Raw genomic sequence first — 18,490 nt, forward strand, 5'->3', positions numbered from 1 at the left:
TTCTAATCTCATAAAAATATAAAGTATGCGCAGAAAAATCAGTAAGAAATCTCCTGCTCCCAGACCACCGGTGCCTGTGACAGAACCTGAAATGGTAGAAAAAGAAATCATGCCTTTTGTTTTAAGACATGAAGACGAAATCATTACTTATATCAAGGAGAAAGCCATCAAAGAGACCATGAAGTCCCTGGCTCCTCTTCTTGAAAAACTGGAAGAAGCCGTAAAACAGCATGAAGCAGCTCCTGTTCCTGTGGCCAGTCCACCACCACCTGATACTCCTGTAATGAATTATGAAGAACAGCTGAAAAAACTGCAGGAAGCCTCAACAGCAAAAATAAAGGAGAAAGAACTTAAAATAATGGAGCGAATGAATAAGCTGAATACAAGATTGGGTAATATCAAACCTTAGAACCAACAAAACGAATGAATATGAACGAAATTGATACAATCGTAACCGGAATGTCTACCGCAGTACCTCAGGCTATTTCTGCACAGGTAAGCGCACATTCCACCGGACAGATGCAAATCAATTCTGCATTGAACCAGCAACGGAATGCTATGACCGGGATCAGCTATTATGTGATGGGATTAAAAAAAATGAGTCCCAAAAATATAAAAATAAAGGAATTGGAGTCATTTAGAAAACAGCGTTTCTAATTCCTGTTCTACACAACTACGGATGCGGTTTATTTCTCTGCAAAGATGAAATCCGGTGCTCTCAGCATATATACAATCAGGTCAACATTTATTTTTGCACCGCCTTTCAGATGCTGTCAATGTACAAAAGCAATCATTCAGAATCCATCGTTAGCCCAAGGAATCCGGCATTGACGGCATACCTGCAGCAGGAATTTATTTTTGAGACAGATATTAAAAATAAAGACCGCATCCTTTTACAAAAAAAATATGCTTTAAACTCGCACAGGTTTTACAGATAGGGTTTCAACCATTGTATTCAGAGCCACCCTTCAGATCCAGTTTATTCATAACCTGTTAATACCAATGCTTTTGAAATATATTCATCTGCAGGATCTGTGGTGAGTTTAAAACTCCAACATAAAACTAGTTTACCTCAATAATTTATTAACCGAGATCCGATCTCAAAAAAAACAATTACCATTATGCCAGTTAATGAACAAATCACAGACGCAGTAACACAATCGAACGTAAAAGTAGTAGGAGAATCTCCTGCAATGGCACTAGCCAACGTGTATCAATCTGCAGCCCATTCTACAGGAATCATGTTTGAAAATGCGGTAAATACGCAAAATCAGCAGAACATTTTAGGCCAGGCAGCGACCACTCAGGGAATCCTGCAGATCTATAGCCTGGATACTGTAGCTGACGCAGTTTCTATTGCGAAGATCCTTAAGCCTTAATTTTTAAGCTATTTGATCCAAGTAATGACCTCAACCGGAAAGCCCGGTTGTTTTTAACCTAATAAACCTTACTCATTATGCCAGTTAATGAACAAATCACAGACGCGGTAACGCAGTCTAACGTAAAAGTAGTAGCAGAATCTCCCGCAATGGCGTTAAGTAATGTGTATCAATCTGCTGCACATTCTACAGGAATTATGTTTGAAAATGCAACAAACGCTCAAAATCAACATAATATTGTTACCCAGGCAGCCACTACTCAGGGTGTGACTCAAATCTACAGCAAAGACACCATCGCTGATGCTCTTTCTATTGCTAAAATTCTTAAACCTTAAACCAATTCTGCAGACCGCAGAATACATTAACCTGCCGGAAAACCCGGTAATTTTAACCCAAATAAACAATAATCATTATGCCAGTAAACGAAAAAATCACAGACGCAGTAACGCAATCCAACGTAAAAGTAGTAGCAGAATCTCCTGCAATGGCTCTAAGCAACGTGTATCAATCTGCAGCACATTCCACAGGAATCATGTTTGAAAATGCAATCAACACTCAAAACCAGCAGAATATTGTTACCCAGGCAGCGACTACACAGGGAGTAACTCAAATTTACAGTCTGGATACGATAGCCGATGCGGTTTCTATTGCTAAAATCCTTACTCCGTAATCACTTTTTACGAAACTATTATAATCAATTATCCGAACAGCCGGAAACTCCGGTTGTTTTTTAAACCAAAATAAACAATAATCATTATGCCAGTAAACGAACAAATCACAGACGCGGTAACGCAATCCAACGTAAAAGTAGTAGCAGAATCTCCTGCAATGGCGATGGCCAACGTATATCAATCAGCGGCCCATTCTACAGGAATCCTGTTTGAAAATGCAGTGAATACTCAAAATCAGCAAAACATTGTTACGCAAGCAGCAACGACACAAGGTATTGCTCAGATCTACAGCCTGGATACTGTGGCAGATGCAGTTTCTATTGCTAAGATCCTTAATCCTTAATCCCTTTTTGCGAATAGCTTAAATACCATTACCGTAACAACCGGAAATTCCGGTTGTTTTTAACCCAAATAAACAATAATCATTATGCCAGTAAACGAACAAATCACAGACGCGGTAACGCAATCCAACGTAAAAGTAGTAGGAGAATCTCCAGCAATGGCTCTTGCCAACGTATATCAATCTGCTGCCCATTCTACAGGAATTATGTTTGAAAATGCAGTGAATGCACAAAACCAGCAGAACATCTTAGGTCAGGCAGCCACTACACAGGGTGTTATCCAGATCTACAGCCTGGATACTGTGGCAGATGCAGTGTCTATTGCTAAAATTTTACATCCTAAATTATAGTGTTTTTAGATTTCTTGTTATCAGGGAGTACATTAATGTGCTCCCTGATTCTTTTTGGATCAAACTATTTATCAAATAATACAATCTCATCCGGATCTATCACCTTATTCTGTACGGCATAAATAACAAGTCCTGCCATATTTTTCACTCCGGTTTTGATCATGAGATTGGTCTTGTGAGTTTCTACCGTTTTGGGTGAAATAAACAGAGAATCTGCAATTTCTTTGGTGCTCAACTGCTGGCAGACCAGTCTTAAAACATCTATTTCTCTTTCTGTGAGTTCATTTCTGGAAAAAGCATGAAATTCCGGAAGCTTATTGGAAAGCTGGGTTCTCATAACATTAATCTGGTCATTGGAAAAATAATGTCCGGTATGATGAACTGTCTTGATTACGGATAATAATTCTTCGAGTTCAATTTCTTTGGGTAAAAAAGCATGAGCACCCATTTTCAGCATCTGCCCCATGAATGAACGACGGTAGAAACTGGAAAGAACAATGATTTTTGTTTCGGTTTCTTTTTTAGCAAGTTCAGCCATGACTTCAAGGCCATCTCCATTGGTCATCCGAAGATCCAGAATCAGGATATCTAAAGATGCAGAATCCTGTTCTTTAAGAAAATGATATCCGCCTGTTGAGGTAAGCAACACCTGAAAGTCTCCATTATTTTCAATATAATTTTTCAAAAGCTGTACAAACAGCAGGTCATCATCTACAATTCCGATTTTAATTTTTGAGTGTTCCATGTTTATTTTTATTGTAATGCCAGACAGGCAATGAATTTTGTACCTTTTTGAGGCTGTGTCTTAAGTTTATAAATTGCTTTAATTTTTTGAGCTCTGGACTGAATATTCCTCAGCCCGATCCCTCCTGACTGTTTTTCTATGATAAATCCGCAGCCGTTATCTTCTATGGTTAGTATCAGATAATTCAGAGAGATTCTTAGGGAAACATCTACTCTGGTAGCTTCAGCATGTTTTAAAATATTGGCGATCAGTTCCTGAACAATTCTGAAAAGATTAAGTTTTACAGGATTACTGATGGCCGTCCTTATTGTCATATGACGGAAAATAACCTCTACATTTTTATTGATCTGATCAAGATAGTCTGCAATTAAATCTTCCAGTTCTATCTCATCGAGATCAGGTGGCGTAAGATTATGAGATAACTCCCGGATCAGCTGCATTGATTTTTTTAAATCATGATTAAGATCTTCCGGTCTTTTATCATTGATATTCAAACGGATAAGATTCAATTGTGAAATAATATTATCATGAAGTTCTTCTGCCAGGCGTTCCCTGTCCTGTTCCTGCCAAAGCAGCATATTATCCCGATATTCTTTTTGGGTATTTCGGACCAGCTTTGAAACCTTTTGTTTGTTTTTCTTTATACTTTTCAAATAATTAATCACCAATAACGTAACGAATAGCGTTGTTAAAAAAAACAGCCCAATACCGATCCATATCCATAGAACTATCTGATCCTGATTTTCCCAAAGCCACATCCCAGATTAATAAATGCTATATAAAAAGACAATAATAAGATCCCTCTAAAAAGCCAGATAGGTGCTACCCAGCTCAGGTGATTGCTGATTAAAAAATTAAAGGTAGTGGATATGATACATTCTATAGAAAAAAACAGGAAAACAAGAATGTTCACAATAAACATATTCCTGTCTGCCCTGCCCTGCCTGATGATTTTCATAAAATAAGAGGCGGCATAGCTACAAATAATAATACTGGTGATAATATTGGAATAAAAAGTAATCCGTGTATTGTCTTGCACATATAACAGATTAGTAATCAATGCCAATATAGCATAACAATAGATCATCCATCTTAATTTAAGGGAAAGCTGGATATAATAATGATTATAAATCACGGTAAGAGTCATCAAACCAAAAAACTGACTTAATGTATAATTGTAGATATTGAGTGTATTTAATTTCATCAGCCGGTCCGTTAAGTCCGTCAGCTCCAGCATCAATTCTCCTGTGAGCAGTATAATCACAGGAAGTTTTGTCTTGATCCCTTCCTTTATCAATACAATCAGCCCGATACATAAGACCAGATTAATCATAATTTGTAAATACAGGGATAGGCTGTTATACGAAAACACTGGTACTTTGCTTCAGAAGTTGATAATCATTAAGAGTATCAATAATCGTAAAAGGAGGCCTTGGGGTGGAATAATTTTCAGCAGTCTCGCTCATATGATTAATGGCCAGACTTTTCACTGTAATGATTTCGATATGATAAGGGAAGTCGGGATCTTTTCTTTCCAGATCATCTGTAAGTCCAAAGAAACTGGTACAGGTCTGTCCTGCGGTAATTCCAATATTTTTATAATCTGAAAACGGTATGGAAATCAATTGAAAGATATCTTCTGTTTTCTGAGCCTGCAGCCAGGAAGTCCCAAACATGTTCCATCTGAAGTTACGGTTAATGGCTGATTCAGCAGTAATGGGAGGAACATCTATCACAATATCATTGCTGCTTTCTATTTTTGATTCACTGAATTCTACTAAGAAATCTTTAACAAGAATGGTATTGAAATGAGCATCTTTATCACTTTTAGAATCAATCAGGAAAAATTTCAGCCGACCTTCATGAATTCCTACATAAGCATGAATCATTTTGAAGTCATCAGTTCCAAAATTTTTTTCCCACAGTGCAATGTCTTCACCTGAAACGCTGAAGTGAGTTCCCTGATTCAAATAATTCAAAATTTCTGCTCCATTGGTATCAATTCCGTTTTTGTAGGAATCAATAAGATGTTTCCATTTTCTGATAGCTTCAAAGATGTTTTCAGTAGTCATGATAATATTTATTTGTGAATGATAATTATTTTATGAGTTGAAATTTACAAAAAAAACAGACTGATCTATTTTTTAAATCACATTCAGGTGGAAAATAAAATATAATTTGAGAAAAAAATACTTTTTCTTCTATCTCTGATAAAATTAAACCGGAAACACCACTTATCTTTGTACCGGAAATCCCTTTAAATATGTACTAACATGATTCCATTTCACGAGCTTATATTTTTTATTCTAGCCGCACTTATTTTAGTCATCAGCCCTGGTCCTAATATGATTTATCTGATTTCAAAATCTATAACGCAGGGAAAAAAATCCGGATTTATCTCATTAGCCGGAGTCGTATGTGGATTTTTATTCCATATCATCATGGTTTCATTTGGTCTTACAGCTGTTTTGCTGGCTGTTCCACTCGCGTATACCGTTCTTAAAACCCTGGGAACGGTCTATCTTTTATATCTTGCTTATCAAGCTATTAAACCCAAAAGCAAAAATATTTTTGATTTTGACAAAAATGTTGCTCATGATAGTCCCAAAAAGCTTTTCACCATTGGTTTTTTAACGAATGTACTGAATCCGAAAGTGGCTGTCTTTTACCTGTCTTTCTTTCCTCAGTTCATCAAACCCGAGTATGGCTCGATATTTGCCCAAAGTCTGGAACTAGGGATCATTCAGGTTCTGATCAGCTTCAGCATCAACTTTATCATTGTATTAACAGCTGCAAAAGTTGCTGTATTCTTTTCCAATAATCCGGTGTGGATAAAGGTCCAGAAATGGTTTATGGCCAGCGTATTAACTTATTTAGCTATAAAAATGGCATTTTCAAAAGCAAAATAAAATCCGGAACAGGTTCTTTTTCTGTTCCGAATTCCGGTGTATAATCATATAAAATCTGACTTGAAGAAACATCATGGTTATGCACCGCGAATTTGAGATTAAAATCCGGGATGTAAAACCGTGAAAATACGTAATTTTGCTGTTCCGTATTATCCTCATCAAAACAGGTTTAAAGATGAAACAGACCATTCCCACCTATGATTTAAATGGTATTACCCATCATCAGTTCCATATCAAAAGGATGGATAAACAGCCTTATGATTCTGGGGATATTCTTCTGGACAAAGGAATCCATCGGGACAGTCATTATATTTTCACCTGCATGGAAAGCGGGCATGTAAGAATGATGGTCGATTTTAAAACAGTTGAAGCAAGAGAGTCTACTATTTTCTGCGTATTGCCGGGACAGGTACATCAGGGACTTTTAATGAAAAATGTCTGCGGATGGTTTGTGGCAGTAAAAGCAGAACTTGTTCCTGACACGGTACGTTCTTTTTTTGATGAATCTTTGGGTGAAATACAGCCTCTGTCTGTGGATAAGAACCTTGTCAAAAACCTTAATACGACAGCCGGCCTACTTCATGCCTCATATACAAACGAAATGCTTTCCACTAAAGAAGGATTTCTCATCGTTCAATCGCTGCTTAATGCTTTTCTCGGAATGTTTGCTCTGATGTATTCCCGGAAGAATATTTCTCCGGCTTCAGATGAAAACCGTGCTTTACAGCTGTCAAGAGCATTCAGAATTTTGGTTCGGAAAGATTTTAAAACCATGAAAAGTCCATCTGAATATGCTGCAGCTTTAAACATTACAAGAGGATATTTAACGGAAACGGTTCGTGAAGTCACAGGAAAGCCTGTACAACATTGGATTCACCAGGAAATTCTGATTGAAGCCAAAAGATTACTGGTCTTTACCAATCTGAGTATAAAAGAGGTAGCTTATGAACTGGGATACAGTGATCACACCTATTTCAGCCGTTTGTTTTCAAAACTGGAAGACCGGTCTCCATCAGAATTCCGGAATCAGCACCAATAAATACTCGACCACGAATAGTCCAATTAATTCCCCGAAACCGCTATCGGTATTTTCTGATTTTGCAACGTCCTTTGCAATAAAAAATCACGTATGCCAAGCCTACCAAAATGGATCAATGACACCGTAGAAAATGTCTGGTCCTCAAAATTCAAAGAATGCACCGTTAACCATATAGAACAGATCACCAATGATCTCCGACTGATACGCTTTGAAACAGAATTAGAGAATGTTCCTTATGAACCTGCCTATGCCATCGGAATAAGAATCAACGACAGGGATTTCAGGAATTATTCTCCTTTTAATTTTAACAAAGAAACAGGAACTTTCGATGTTTTGTTTCATTTGCATGACATGTCTGCTGCAGGAAGTCATTTTGTAACCCGACTGAGAGAAGGAGATTCCATAAAGCTTTTAATGCCCAGAGGAAAACAATTCTTTACTCAAGGTGCCCGGATTCATTTTTCTCTGGGAGATGAAACATCATTGGGAAGTTCTCTTTCGATCAAGGAAGCTGTGGAGGAATCCGGTTCTTTGTTCATTTGTCTTCATGAGCTTGATGATTGTTCTGCTCTTGAAAAGCTTAATTTATATGGCTATCACTGTCCTAAAAACAATACCATGAGAATGATTGAAGCTTTGAATGATTTTCTGCGGGAAGAAAAAGAATCCATCTCTGATGATGAGGTTATCTTTTATCTCACAGGAAACGGAGAAAGAATGTCATTAATCAGAAAATTTCTTAAAGCCAGAGGCGTCTCTCCAAAATGTATCAAATCACAGGCATATTGGATTGAGGGCAAAAAAGGACTATAAAAATGGAGAAACAAACGCTTCTTCACTTTAATAATGAAACTTTATCTGATAATAAAAGACCCTATTACCAGATAAAGTTATCATTTTCTGTTACCAAAAAAATAAGGTGCAAACTATTTATGCTTCTTTCCTAATTCCTTCACTTTCCTAAGCCATTGAGTCCTCTGTTCATCTTTAGAATTTCTGATAATACCTACATAAGTCACTTTCACCGGTTTTACCCCACAGTATTCAAGGATAGATTTTCTAAGCTGATTTACGCTTGGTCTGCCAAAAAACAGACGGTAATACCATCCCGGTTGGTCTAATGTTGTTATGATATGTGCTGTTTTACCTTTTAAAAGCTTGTCCCACCATACCGAATTTTCACGGTATTTATAAGCCATTCCCGGTAAAAAAAGCCGGTCTATAAATCCTTTCATTATGGCAGGAAATCCTCCCCACCAAACCGGATGTACCCAAACGAGATGATCTGCCCACTGAATAATTTCCCAGGCTTTCAGTAAATCCGGCTCAAGCTCCATTCTTTTCTGATATCCAAACTGTAAATTGGGATTGAAGTTGAGATCCCGTATAACGATTTCCCGCACTTCTGCTCCTGCTTCTGAGGCTTCCAACCTGTAAGCTTCTGTTACCCCAAAATTGAACGAATCTTTATTGGGATGCCCGTTGATAATGGCTATTTTTTTCATGATTTCACATTAATATTGATAGAATCGTAGGCATTAAGCTGTGCCATTAATGATAAAGGCTCATGCAGCTGATGGCTGAAATACACCTTGTTTTCATGAGGATTTCTCAGCAGTTCTTCGGTGTGCAGAACAGCAGATAAAGCGGTTAATTCTGCTTGTCCTTTTTCACTCTGCAAACTCAGTTTCTTTTGTCCTGAATGATCATCAACTACAATTTCAAAGACCGACTGATCTCCGTTTCCACTGGACCCAAAAATCATTTTTCTTTCTTTTAAAGACAAAATATTGTAGATTCTGAGATATTGAAATGCTCCCAGCAGCCAGGTAATGAATTTTGAATTGTAGGTCATTTTCACAGTCACATCGGAAATTCTTTCCACTTTGTTGAGAATATACAAGTCGGGCACATCAAAATTATAGGCGCTTCTCTTCCCTATTCCAAAGGAAAAATTAAAAACTTCTGTATCTAAAAAATGTCTGATAGAAACCGCTTTATCATTCTTATAATGCACAAAAGGAACGGCTACATTTTCTGCCATAAAGTGAGCAGAACTCTCGCCTGCAAGATCCTTTACGGAATAATAGACAAAGAGTTTTACTTCATTAATATCTCCTGAGTCTGAAAGAATATTAGCCAATCCCGGGACAATCCCGCCCATCCATCCTGAGCTGAAGACAATTCTGCTGTTGATGTCTGATTTTCTGGCAATATCATAAGCTTTCACCAAAGCCGGAGTAGGTTTGGTAATATCCAGATAATCTATTTGATGATCAATGGCAAAACGAAGTACATGGTCTTCTTTATCATTCACAGAAAGAATGATGAGGTGTATCTTTTTTTCGGAAATAATTTTAAAAGAGGAAGGGTCTGTAACATCAATCTTCAGGTCTTTATCCGTTTTTCCGCCTTTTCTTCCCCCAATAAAAACAGTAACATGAGGATTTCTTGATTTCAGAATTCTGGAAATTGTTTTTCCCACCAATCCATTTCCTCCGATAATTAAAATATTTTGCTCCATAACTTTTTTTGACAAAAGTAGAGCGCTGCTGTTTCAATAAGCAGGACAAATGTCTAAAAAGAAATTTCCTTTCTGATACGGCTCAGGTGACGTTGGGTAATGCCAAGGTAGGAAGCCAGATACTGCAATGGAATGTTTTGAATATAATCAGGATGATTCTTTAATAATGTTTCATACCGCTGGCCGGCACTGTCTCTCTGGAGCTGGAAAAACCGTGTTTCAAGTTCAAGATATTCCTGCTCTGCGATAATCTTTAAAAATTTCGTCCAGCTTACACTATTTTTTACCAGTTCATCTACCGCTTCTTTTTTAAAGATAATCACCTCAGCATTGGTAATAGCCTGCATACTTTCTTTGCTTGGGCATCCGGAAACAAATGACGAATAGGCGGCGATCATATGATTGGGAAACCTGAAGCAATATGTCATATCTTTTCCCTCGTCAGAAGTATAAAAAGAACGGAAAATACCAGACTTCACCAAGCCTACTTCCTTACAAAGCTCTCCTTCCTGTATGAAATAATCATTTTTATTGATAAGTCTGAACTCAGAAAACTTCAGAAATTCTTCAATTTCATCTTCTGAAAACAGATTAAAGCTTCGAAAATAGTCACGTTCCATGATATCAAATAAGTTTCAGCGAAAATAAATAAAATACTTCTTTGTAAACGCAGCATTTTCATTTTTATAAAATTCTATTTTAAGAAAGCAAACACGGAGACTATCTCAAAAGTGAAATAATTTGGCTTTTGTCATTGACTATGTCGAATCTTCGATTTCTGACGAAGGAAAAATCTCATTAATAATCAGAATCGTGAGATTCTTCACTACATTCCTGAACTGCGTTCGCAGACTTTCAGTCTGTGTTCAGAATGACACTTTTAGACTTGGGATAGCCTCTTTTTAAAGAAGGAATAGTCATACAAATTTCAATTGAAAACAAAAAAAATCATCTCAGGACGAGATGATCTACCGTTTTGAATTTACTTGAGTTATTTATGAAGATATGAATGATGTTTTGTTGTAACAAAGATAGGTGAACCTTATTTTTTATGCATCAGTGGAATCCCTAAAATTATATCCGTAAAAATACGGTTGTATAAAAAGAAAAGCCCTGAAGGAAATACCTTACAGGACTTTTGGATTATCTAACAATATCCAGTTTAATGTTTATCATTCAAGGTTTAAAGTGATGATTGACACCTGATTTCACCTTTGAATGTTTATTAAAGAGGGCTTACCAGTTGCAGGAACCATTCTTTAACTTCTCCATCCAGGTGTGGAGCAAGCTTTTCTTCACAAGTTTTATGGTAACCATTCAGCCATGCAATTTCACTTTCTGAAAGCATCTCTTTCACCACAGTATCTTTGAAGAACGGGCAGAATGTTAATGTTTCAAATTCATAGAATGTTCCGTGAATTGTTTTCTCTGCTTCTTTTACTGCAATCAGGTTTTCATGACGAATTCCATAGTGTCCTTCAAGATAGTAACCGGGTTCATTTGAACAAACCATTCCCGGAAGAAGTTCCTGAGGGTTCAGATCTTTTCTGATGTTTTGCGGTCCTTCGTGTACATTCATGAAGCTTCCTACCCCATGTCCTGTTCCGTGGTTGAAATCTTTACCTTCCATCCATAGCGGAAGTCTTGCAATAGCATCCAGGTGTACTCCTTTTGTTCCTTTCGGGAATTTCACCATTGATAAGCGGATCAGTCCCTGTAATACCAATGTTGAATTTCTTTTAAACTCTTCCGAAGGTGTTCCCAGGGCAAAAGTTCTTGTAATATCTGTAGTTCCTTCAAGGTACTGGCCTCCTGAATCTACCAGGATCGTGTCCTCATTGGTAACTTCTTTACTACCTTCTTTTTTGGCAGAATAGTGCATGATAGCACCGTTATCTTTATATCCTACGATAGAACCGAAGCTTTCTCCGACAAAGTTTTCACCTTCTGCACGGAATCCTCTCAGTTTCTGACCGATAGAATATTCATTCATAGCTTCTTTTCCGGCATTGTGCGTTAGCCAATAAAGGAATTTCACCATCGCAACTCCGTCTCTTACCATTACTGTTCTGAAACCTTCCAGCTCAGCTTCATTTTTCTGGGCTTTCATAAGATTCCCCGGAACCGGAGCTTTAATAAACTGATTGTCTGATTTTAATGTTTCAAAAATCTGTTGGTTGCTGTTCGGAGAAACCAGAACTTTTTCGTTTTTGAAAGTCTTCAGATAATTGTAAAATTCTTCGTAAGGCATCATTTTTACAAAGGAATCATCCATTTGTTTTCTCGCAGCCACTTCCATCTTTTCTAATCCTGTGAACAGAACAGCGTCGTTTTTAGTAATCACAATGTATCCTAAGAATACAGGATTACTTTCTACATCACTTCCTCTCAGATTCAGTGTCCATGCCACATCATCAAGACTTGAGATAATGTGTACGGTAGCTTCCTGTTCTTCCATTTTCTGACGGATGGCAGCAATTTTATCGGATACTGATTTACCGGCTCTTTCTACCGGATGCACAAAAATCGGGTTAGCAGATGGAGTTCCTCTGTCTTTCCATACTTCTTTTAAAAGCGGAATATCTGCCAGCGTAATATTTTTGGAGTTGAATTTTTGAGAAAGCAGTTCCCAGTTGGCATGAGAGGCTGCAACAGCATTTACCGCCACTTTACCGCCTGCAGGAATTTCTGAAATAATCCAGTCGATATAATTGGGAGTTCCTTCCATTCCATCTTTGAAAAGATCAATTCCGGAACCTTCCAGCTCTAAAGCAGCTTGTGTAAAGTATCTTCCGTCTGTCCAAAGTCCGCCTTTATCTTTGGTAATTACCACAAAACCGGCAGAACCTAAGAAGCCGGAAAGCCATGCTCTCTCCTGCCATTCTTCAGGAAGGTATTCGCTCATATGCGGATCTGCAGAATATACTATAAATGCATCAACATTATTTTTCTGCATTTCTTCACGAAGCGCAGCAACTTTTTCCTTTGAAGTCATTCTTTTTATTTTTAACCACCGAAAGTTACAAAAAATTTGATGTAGGAAAGTAAATCTACCCGCTATTTTGCTTTATAATTCTTTATTGTCAAAGAGAGCAGCAAAAATCCAACCACTAAATATATTTCATAAAATATATCATTTTTAAGTAAAAAAAACTACCACATTATCAAAATAATAAATTTTTGGAAAGATTATTGCTACATTTTATTGCATGAAACAGCAAAACTACAATAACCACAGGAAATTTTATCCGCCACATCATTTTATTTATCTTCCATTGCTCATTATATTGGAGATTCTAGGAATTTATAAAATCTGGGACGACCCCGGAAATCAACTGATCTGGATATTGTTTTCTGTCGTGATTTTTTTGCTTTTTTATCTGGCATTTATGACAAGGCAGCATTATGCACTGGGACTTCAAAACCGTATGGTAGTTCTGGAATTTAAACAGCGTTATTTTGAGATCTTCAATAAAAGGTCTGATGAAACTGCTGAGAAACTGAAATTCGATCAGATTGCTGCCCTGAGATTTACCTATGATGATGAATTCAAAGAGCTTTTATACAGAGCACTGCATGAAAACATCTCAGGAGATGAAATTAAAAGGTCTATCAAAAAATGGAGAGCTGACCGGCTCCGAATCTAGTACACCCACAAAAATTGACACCTATGAAAAAATGGAGCTTTTACAGTATTACAATATTAATGTTGTTGACACTCACAAGTTGTGAAGCCGTAGAAACGATTTTTAAGGCAGGAATGTGGTGGGGAATAATCTTAGTCTGTGTGATAGTAGGAATTCTTTTACTGATTTTTTCGAAGGGTAAAAACTCTTAACCATGTTTTTATGGAGAAGAATACAGACTTGGAGATGATTTCTCACCTTAAGCCTTCAAAAATTGTTAAAATAATGAAGGATCCGGAAGCTTCTGCAAAGGCGGTACATCTCGTATATACCACCGATGCGGAAACCGCCGGAATTACCCGTAAGAAAACCGGAAAGAAATATTCCTATTATAAAGACGGGGAAAAAATAAAGGATAAAGAAGAAATTACCAGGATCAATAAACTGGTGATTCCGCCTGCCTGGGAAAATGTATGGATCTGTGCTCTTGACAATGGCCATCTTCAGGCCACAGGTTTCGATGTAAAAAAAAGAAAACAGTACCGCTACCACCCTCTTTGGAGTGCTTTAAGAAATCATACAAAATTTTACAGAATGCTTCAGTTCGGGTATGCATTACCGGACATCCGTCTGCATATAGAACAGGATCTTGCCCTGAGAAATTTTGAGAAACGAAAAATCCTTGCCTTAATTGTAAGCCTTATGCAAAGAACCAATATCCGTATTGGAAATAATGTATACGAAAAGCTGTACGGTTCTTTCGGCCTGACCACATTAAAGGATAAACATGTAAAGGTAAAAGGACAAAAAATTTCTTTTTCTTTTAAAGGAAAGAAAGGCATCATGCATCAAATCGACCTCAGGAGTCCAAGGCTGGCAAGGCTTATTCAGAAATGCAAGGATATTCCCGGGAAAGAGCTTTTTCAATATTTTGATGATGAAGGAAACCGTCATTCTGTAGATTCAGGGATGGTGAACGACTATATCAAAGAGATCAGTGGTGAAGATTTTACAGCAAAGGATTTCAGAACATGGTCCGGAACCGTAAGTGCTCTGATCGCTTTTAAAGAAATCGGATATGCGGAAAATGACACTGAATATAAAAAGAAGGTAAAAGAAGCCCTGGATATCGTGGCAGAAAACCTGGGAAATACATCGGCTGTCTGCAAAAAGTATTATGTTCATCCTTTAGTCATTAACCTTTATGAGAATAATAGTATCAAAAAATATCTTGATGAACTGGAAGTGATAGAAGAAAATGACGGAAAAGCCGATCTTACAAAAGAAGAAAGACTGGTGCTGAAGATTCTGGAAAATGAAAAGATGTAAGGGAGACCAATCAATAGTGAATGGTGAATTTGCTTCGCAGTGAATTTTTTATTCTGTACTTCAGCATCATTGACTATTCAGTTGCGCAGCAAAAATTGACCATTGACATTACACAAATTCGATTCTTTATATCAGACTGAAATCCTGCTGTTATTCAAAAACTGAACCCTGTATTCCTTTGGCGTAATTCCTGCAATTTTTTTGAAAAGCTGGGTAAAATGGGATGCGGTATGGAAATTCAGTTCGTAGGCAATCTCTGCAATATCTTTACTGGAGTGAAGTAGTGCTTTGCTGTAATTGATATCAATCTCATTGATCCACTGTTTTGGAGATTTTTGAGTAACCCCTTTGACACACTTATTCAGATAACTTTCCGTAACGGACAGTTTATCAGCATAAAAAGCTACTCTCTTTTCCCCAACATGATATTTAAACAGAAGATCACGGAACTGAAGAGACAGTTCCATGGGACGGGTTGCAGATTTGTGATGAGTATCAGAATCTGTGCTCAGCATTTTGATGAGAATCAAATGAAGCATTGTCACAACGACATTATTCACATTGAGATTATTCAACCATAATTCCTGTTCCATTATCGGAAGAAGCTGTGTGATGGTTCCGTAGGTCAGGCTATCCAGATTAAGGAAAGGGGTCATGAAAAATATACTGCTTTTATGTTTTGGCAGTTCCTGCTCAGACAAAATATTATTTTCATAAGCAAGGAAGAAACCTTCAATATCGTCTGACAGCTCTACGGTTGCGGTAATTGTTCCTTGTTTGATAAAGATCACGCCTCCTTTTTCAGCATGATATTCTTTATTTTCAAGATACTGTCGGATATGGCCATTGGTAACGAAAATAATAAAATTGAATGTGGTACGATACGGAATCACCGGCATCAGAATACCTTTAAGATAATTTTCTATCCGATACAGCTGTATATCAGCATTATTAGCCAATATCTTATCCGTAATATTCGGAAGAAAGAGCTTTTTATATTGAAAATTGGATAGTACTTCCATATCCTTGTTATGATTATTTAAAGTTATACAAAATATTTTAAAGCAAAGGAGGTAAGTAAAAGAGTGAAAAAGCTAAAGTGGAAAGAGTAAAGACCCCGAAACACGTATCCCGAAACCCATAATTTACTCTCTTCAACCCTTCTACTCTCAAACTCTCTCACCCTCTCACTCTACTACTCTCCCACTCTCATGTTTAGAACTTATAATACACTCCTACTCTCACTCCAAAAGGACTTCCTGGTGTATAAGTAAGATCTGTAATGGGTTCTGCTTCTCCTTTTAACTGCGTTTCTGTGGCAAACTGAGCTTCATTCCATTTTACATTGAAAAGGTTGTTCATCTGAATATTCGCTCCCCATTTCTGACGGTTATAAGAAAGCATCAAATCATTCACAAAATAGGCTTTCGTTCTGATGCTGTTATCCTCAACAGCGGGTCTTGCTCCCAGATATCTGTACTGAAGTCCCAGAGAAAAACCATTCAGGAAGTCCCAGTTGACAGATCCGGTACTGGTAACTACCGGAGCCAGTGGAACGTAGTCCTGACCTTTTTCTTCTTCAGTAAATCTGGCATGGGAATAATTGATATCTGCATTCAGGTAAAAATTTTCCAACGGCTGGAAACGAACACCAAGATCAGCCCCGAAACGTCTTGATTTTCCGGAAGGTTCTACTACTGCATCATCTCCTACATACACAAATTCCTGCTGAAGATCCATATACCATAATGCCGGAGTAATGATCAAGGATTTTAACGGGTGTAATCTCACCCCGAAGTCCGCTCCGATGGAGTACGGAAGGGTATTTTCGTTCTTATTGGGAACTACAACCCTCAGGTCATTGGAGTGGAAACCCATTCCTGTTTTCAGGAACCACATGACATTGTCATTCTGAGCATAGGAAAAATTCAGTTTGGGACTCAGTCTTGTTGCTTCTTTCGACTGTCCGGAAGGTAATTGCTCCACATCCAGCAGATTGTGCATATTAAATATAAAATGATCCACTCTCAAAGCTGGATTGATGGTCCATTTTCCTGTCTTCCATATCAATCCTGAATAGGCATGAAGATTGGTTTCCGTTCCTGTCACATCGGATAGTCTGTCCAGCAGAAGGTCTCTGTGATAAACATGATTAAGCTGCAAAGTATTAATATCATCATTTCTTAATCCGATTCCTGAAGTCCAGTTTAAAGAGCTGTTGGCAAAAGAAAAAGTCTTTGTATACTTTACTTCAGCACCGTAAATATTTCTTCCATCCGTCTGCTGAATTTCGTCTCCATGCTCTTTATCCTTTAAATTAAAGGTAAAATCGGAATACAGGTTGAAATTGTATTTTGAATAAAAAGCCATCGCATCAATCTGCTCGGAAGGAGAAATAATATGCTTAAAATTCATCTGGAGGTTTGTTCTGGAAGTTTTCCCACCTTCAGTAGGGTCTATACTACCCCATCGGCCAATGATTCCTTCGTCTACAGCACGTTCCGGAATCTGTCCGGAAGCATTCCATGAAGAATTGAATGTTGAAAACTGGATATTGAAGTAATCTTTGTCAGTCAGCCATTGATTGTATTTACCGAAGATATTAACCCTGTTAAAATTCTGTTTTACATCAAAAGGTCCGTCGGTATAGTTGTATTCCGCTGCCACATACGCATTCTTTCTACCAAGATCATCATGCAGAATATTGAACATTCCCAATACTCTTTTGGAGTTGAAAGAACCTCCTTCCAGTTTAATCATACTGTTTTTCAAACCATTGTAGGTCTGAAAATCAACATAACCAGCGGTATTAAAGTCCCCACGGTCCATGTAATAGGCTCCTTTTCCAAAATCGATATTGTTTACTGTTTCAGGAATCACAAAATGTAAATCAGAATATCCCTGACCGTGGGCGTGAGAAACAATGTTCACAGGCATTCCGTCTACATTGACGCTTACATCGGTACCATGATCCGCATCAAATCCTCTTAGAAAAAGCTGTTCTGCTTTTCCTCCTCCGGCATGCTGTGCAATAAATAATCCGGGAACTTTTCTCAACAGATCCTGCGCTGAATTGACCGGAAATTTATTCAGATCAACTTTTGTAATAGCAGACAGAAATGAACTGTGATTGATGGCTACTTCAGAAATCTGAAAGGGCTTATGCTGTAAAAAAATAACTTTATTTTTATCATCATCATTGGTCACCACCCATTTTACCTCATCGTATCCCTGACGGCTGATCACAAGGGTATCAGGAAGGGATTTTACAGGAACGGCAAATGTTCCGTCTGTTCCTGTGTGGGTATGGCTGTTTCCGTGGTCATATTTTACCAAAGCATCGGCAATGGGAAATTTGTCATCTGCATCTTTTATCAGCAACTGTTTTTCTGCTTCCTGCGCCATCATTTTTCCACTGAATGCCATAGCCAGAAATACGGCTGCTATTTTTGTTACTTTCATTTTTTAGTTTAATTATATTTTGATTTTAGAAACTAGAGGTTAGAAGTTAGAGGAATATCAATGGTGAATTTTGCTTCGCAAGTGAGTTGTCAATCATTATGAAAAAAACCGTAAA

General features: G+C 37.6%; 22 protein-coding genes. 12 read left to right on the forward strand and 10 right to left on the reverse strand.

Translation table 11 applies throughout. The features are described from left to right. Nucleotides 1-25 precede the first annotated feature (25 nt). The 7 genes from PZ898_RS08060 to PZ898_RS08090 all read left to right on the forward strand — a co-directional run bounded on the left by PZ898_RS08060 (nucleotide 26) and on the right by PZ898_RS08090 (nucleotide 2,741). Nucleotides 26-409 (forward strand): hypothetical protein, encoded by a 384-nt coding sequence (locus PZ898_RS08060; RefSeq protein ID WP_277695260.1) that lies wholly within the window; start codon nucleotides 26-28, stop codon nucleotides 407-409. 20 nt (nucleotides 410-429) lie between these two features. Beyond that, on the forward strand, nucleotides 430-657 hold the full coding sequence (locus PZ898_RS08065; protein WP_277695261.1) for a RebB family R body protein: 228 nt from the start codon (nucleotides 430-432) through the stop codon (nucleotides 655-657). Between the two features lie 464 nt (nucleotides 658-1,121). Next, nucleotides 1,122-1,379: a RebB family R body protein gene (locus tag PZ898_RS08070; protein ID WP_034697220.1), complete on the forward strand. Its 258-nt coding sequence runs from the start codon at nucleotides 1,122-1,124 to the stop codon at nucleotides 1,377-1,379. Between the two features lie 77 nt (nucleotides 1,380-1,456). Continuing rightward, a complete protein-coding gene (locus PZ898_RS08075; protein WP_034697223.1) occupies nucleotides 1,457-1,714 on the forward strand; it encodes a RebB family R body protein in 258 nt (85 codons plus the stop codon). Between the two features lie 77 nt (nucleotides 1,715-1,791). After that, a complete protein-coding gene (locus tag PZ898_RS08080) occupies nucleotides 1,792-2,049 on the forward strand; it encodes a RebB family R body protein (RefSeq protein ID WP_034697225.1) in 258 nt (85 codons plus the stop codon). Nucleotides 2,050-2,135: 86 nt separating this feature from the next. After that, a complete protein-coding gene (locus PZ898_RS08085; protein ID WP_034697227.1) occupies nucleotides 2,136-2,393 on the forward strand; it encodes a RebB family R body protein in 258 nt (85 codons plus the stop codon). An 84-nt stretch (nucleotides 2,394-2,477) separates the two neighbouring features. Next, nucleotides 2,478-2,741 (forward strand): RebB family R body protein, encoded by a 264-nt coding sequence (locus PZ898_RS08090; RefSeq protein WP_034697228.1) that lies wholly within the window; start codon nucleotides 2,478-2,480, stop codon nucleotides 2,739-2,741. 64 nt (nucleotides 2,742-2,805) lie between these two features. On the opposite strand, the gene PZ898_RS08095 is transcribed toward PZ898_RS08090, so the two are convergent. The 4 genes from PZ898_RS08095 to PZ898_RS08110 form a co-directional block, all read right to left on the reverse strand. Further along, nucleotides 2,806-3,486, reverse strand: a complete 681-nt coding sequence (locus PZ898_RS08095) for a response regulator transcription factor (protein ID WP_062674641.1) — start codon at nucleotides 3,484-3,486, stop codon at nucleotides 2,806-2,808. Nucleotides 3,487-3,494: 8 nt separating this feature from the next. Continuing rightward, nucleotides 3,495-4,139 (reverse strand): ATP-binding protein, encoded by a 645-nt coding sequence (locus tag PZ898_RS08100; protein ID WP_277695262.1) that lies wholly within the window; start codon nucleotides 4,137-4,139, stop codon nucleotides 3,495-3,497. Nucleotides 4,140-4,213: 74 nt separating this feature from the next. Next, nucleotides 4,214-4,819 carry a hypothetical protein gene (locus tag PZ898_RS08105; RefSeq protein ID WP_062674638.1) on the reverse strand — a complete coding sequence of 202 codons (606 nt, stop codon included), beginning with the start codon at nucleotides 4,817-4,819 and terminating at the stop codon, nucleotides 4,214-4,216. A gap of 25 nt (nucleotides 4,820-4,844) precedes the next feature. Beyond that, a complete protein-coding gene (locus PZ898_RS08110) occupies nucleotides 4,845-5,558 on the reverse strand; it encodes a hypothetical protein (RefSeq protein ID WP_277695263.1) in 714 nt (237 codons plus the stop codon). A 201-nt stretch (nucleotides 5,559-5,759) separates the two neighbouring features. Between PZ898_RS08110 and PZ898_RS08115 the strand changes: the two genes are divergently transcribed. From PZ898_RS08115 to PZ898_RS08125, 3 genes are all read left to right on the forward strand, one after another. Continuing rightward, nucleotides 5,760-6,395, forward strand: a complete 636-nt coding sequence (locus PZ898_RS08115) for a LysE family translocator (RefSeq protein WP_277695264.1) — start codon at nucleotides 5,760-5,762, stop codon at nucleotides 6,393-6,395. A 175-nt stretch (nucleotides 6,396-6,570) separates the two neighbouring features. After that, nucleotides 6,571-7,434, forward strand: coding sequence for a helix-turn-helix domain-containing protein (locus PZ898_RS08120; RefSeq protein WP_120231859.1), 864 nt, complete (start codon nucleotides 6,571-6,573; stop codon nucleotides 7,432-7,434). Between the two features lie 90 nt (nucleotides 7,435-7,524). Then, nucleotides 7,525-8,247: a siderophore-interacting protein gene (locus tag PZ898_RS08125; protein WP_277695265.1), complete on the forward strand. Its 723-nt coding sequence runs from the start codon at nucleotides 7,525-7,527 to the stop codon at nucleotides 8,245-8,247. A gap of 113 nt (nucleotides 8,248-8,360) precedes the next feature. Here the strand turns inward: PZ898_RS08125 and PZ898_RS08130 are convergent, their stop codons facing one another. From PZ898_RS08130 to PZ898_RS08145, 4 genes are all read right to left on the reverse strand, one after another. Beyond that, complete coding sequence (locus PZ898_RS08130) at nucleotides 8,361-8,939, reverse strand: NAD(P)H-dependent oxidoreductase (RefSeq protein WP_277695266.1); 579 nt, start codon at nucleotides 8,937-8,939, stop codon at nucleotides 8,361-8,363. Then, nucleotides 8,936-9,958 (reverse strand): saccharopine dehydrogenase, encoded by a 1,023-nt coding sequence (locus tag PZ898_RS08135; RefSeq protein ID WP_277695267.1) that lies wholly within the window; start codon nucleotides 9,956-9,958, stop codon nucleotides 8,936-8,938. Before PZ898_RS08135 ends, PZ898_RS08130 begins: the two co-directional genes overlap by 4 nt. A 53-nt stretch (nucleotides 9,959-10,011) precedes the next feature. Then, nucleotides 10,012-10,578, reverse strand: a complete 567-nt coding sequence (locus PZ898_RS08140; protein WP_120231863.1) for a Crp/Fnr family transcriptional regulator — start codon at nucleotides 10,576-10,578, stop codon at nucleotides 10,012-10,014. Between the two features lie 605 nt (nucleotides 10,579-11,183). Continuing rightward, nucleotides 11,184-12,953, reverse strand: coding sequence for an aminopeptidase P family protein (locus PZ898_RS08145; RefSeq protein ID WP_277695268.1), 1,770 nt, complete (start codon nucleotides 12,951-12,953; stop codon nucleotides 11,184-11,186). 214 nt (nucleotides 12,954-13,167) lie between these two features. Between PZ898_RS08145 and PZ898_RS08150 the strand changes: the two genes are divergently transcribed. Both PZ898_RS08150 and PZ898_RS08155 read left to right on the forward strand, forming a co-directional pair. After that, entirely contained in the window at nucleotides 13,168-13,605 is a 438-nt protein-coding gene (locus PZ898_RS08150) for a DUF6526 family protein (RefSeq protein WP_123279485.1), read from the forward strand. A 201-nt stretch (nucleotides 13,606-13,806) separates the two neighbouring features. Continuing rightward, entirely contained in the window at nucleotides 13,807-14,913 is a 1,107-nt protein-coding gene (locus PZ898_RS08155; protein WP_277695269.1) for a DNA topoisomerase IB, read from the forward strand. A gap of 131 nt (nucleotides 14,914-15,044) precedes the next feature. Here PZ898_RS08155 and PZ898_RS08160 read toward each other — a convergent pair whose 3' ends face one another. Next, entirely contained in the window at nucleotides 15,045-15,935 is an 891-nt protein-coding gene (locus tag PZ898_RS08160; RefSeq protein WP_277695270.1) for a helix-turn-helix domain-containing protein, read from the reverse strand. A gap of 193 nt (nucleotides 15,936-16,128) precedes the next feature. Then, nucleotides 16,129-18,375: a TonB-dependent receptor plug domain-containing protein gene (locus PZ898_RS08165; protein ID WP_277695271.1), complete on the reverse strand. Its 2,247-nt coding sequence runs from the start codon at nucleotides 18,373-18,375 to the stop codon at nucleotides 16,129-16,131. Nucleotides 18,376-18,490 lie beyond the last annotated feature (115 nt).

The organism is Chryseobacterium sp. WX (assembly GCF_029542485.1).
In the GTDB taxonomy this organism is placed as follows: Bacteria; Bacteroidota; Bacteroidia; order Flavobacteriales; family Weeksellaceae; genus Chryseobacterium; species Chryseobacterium cucumeris.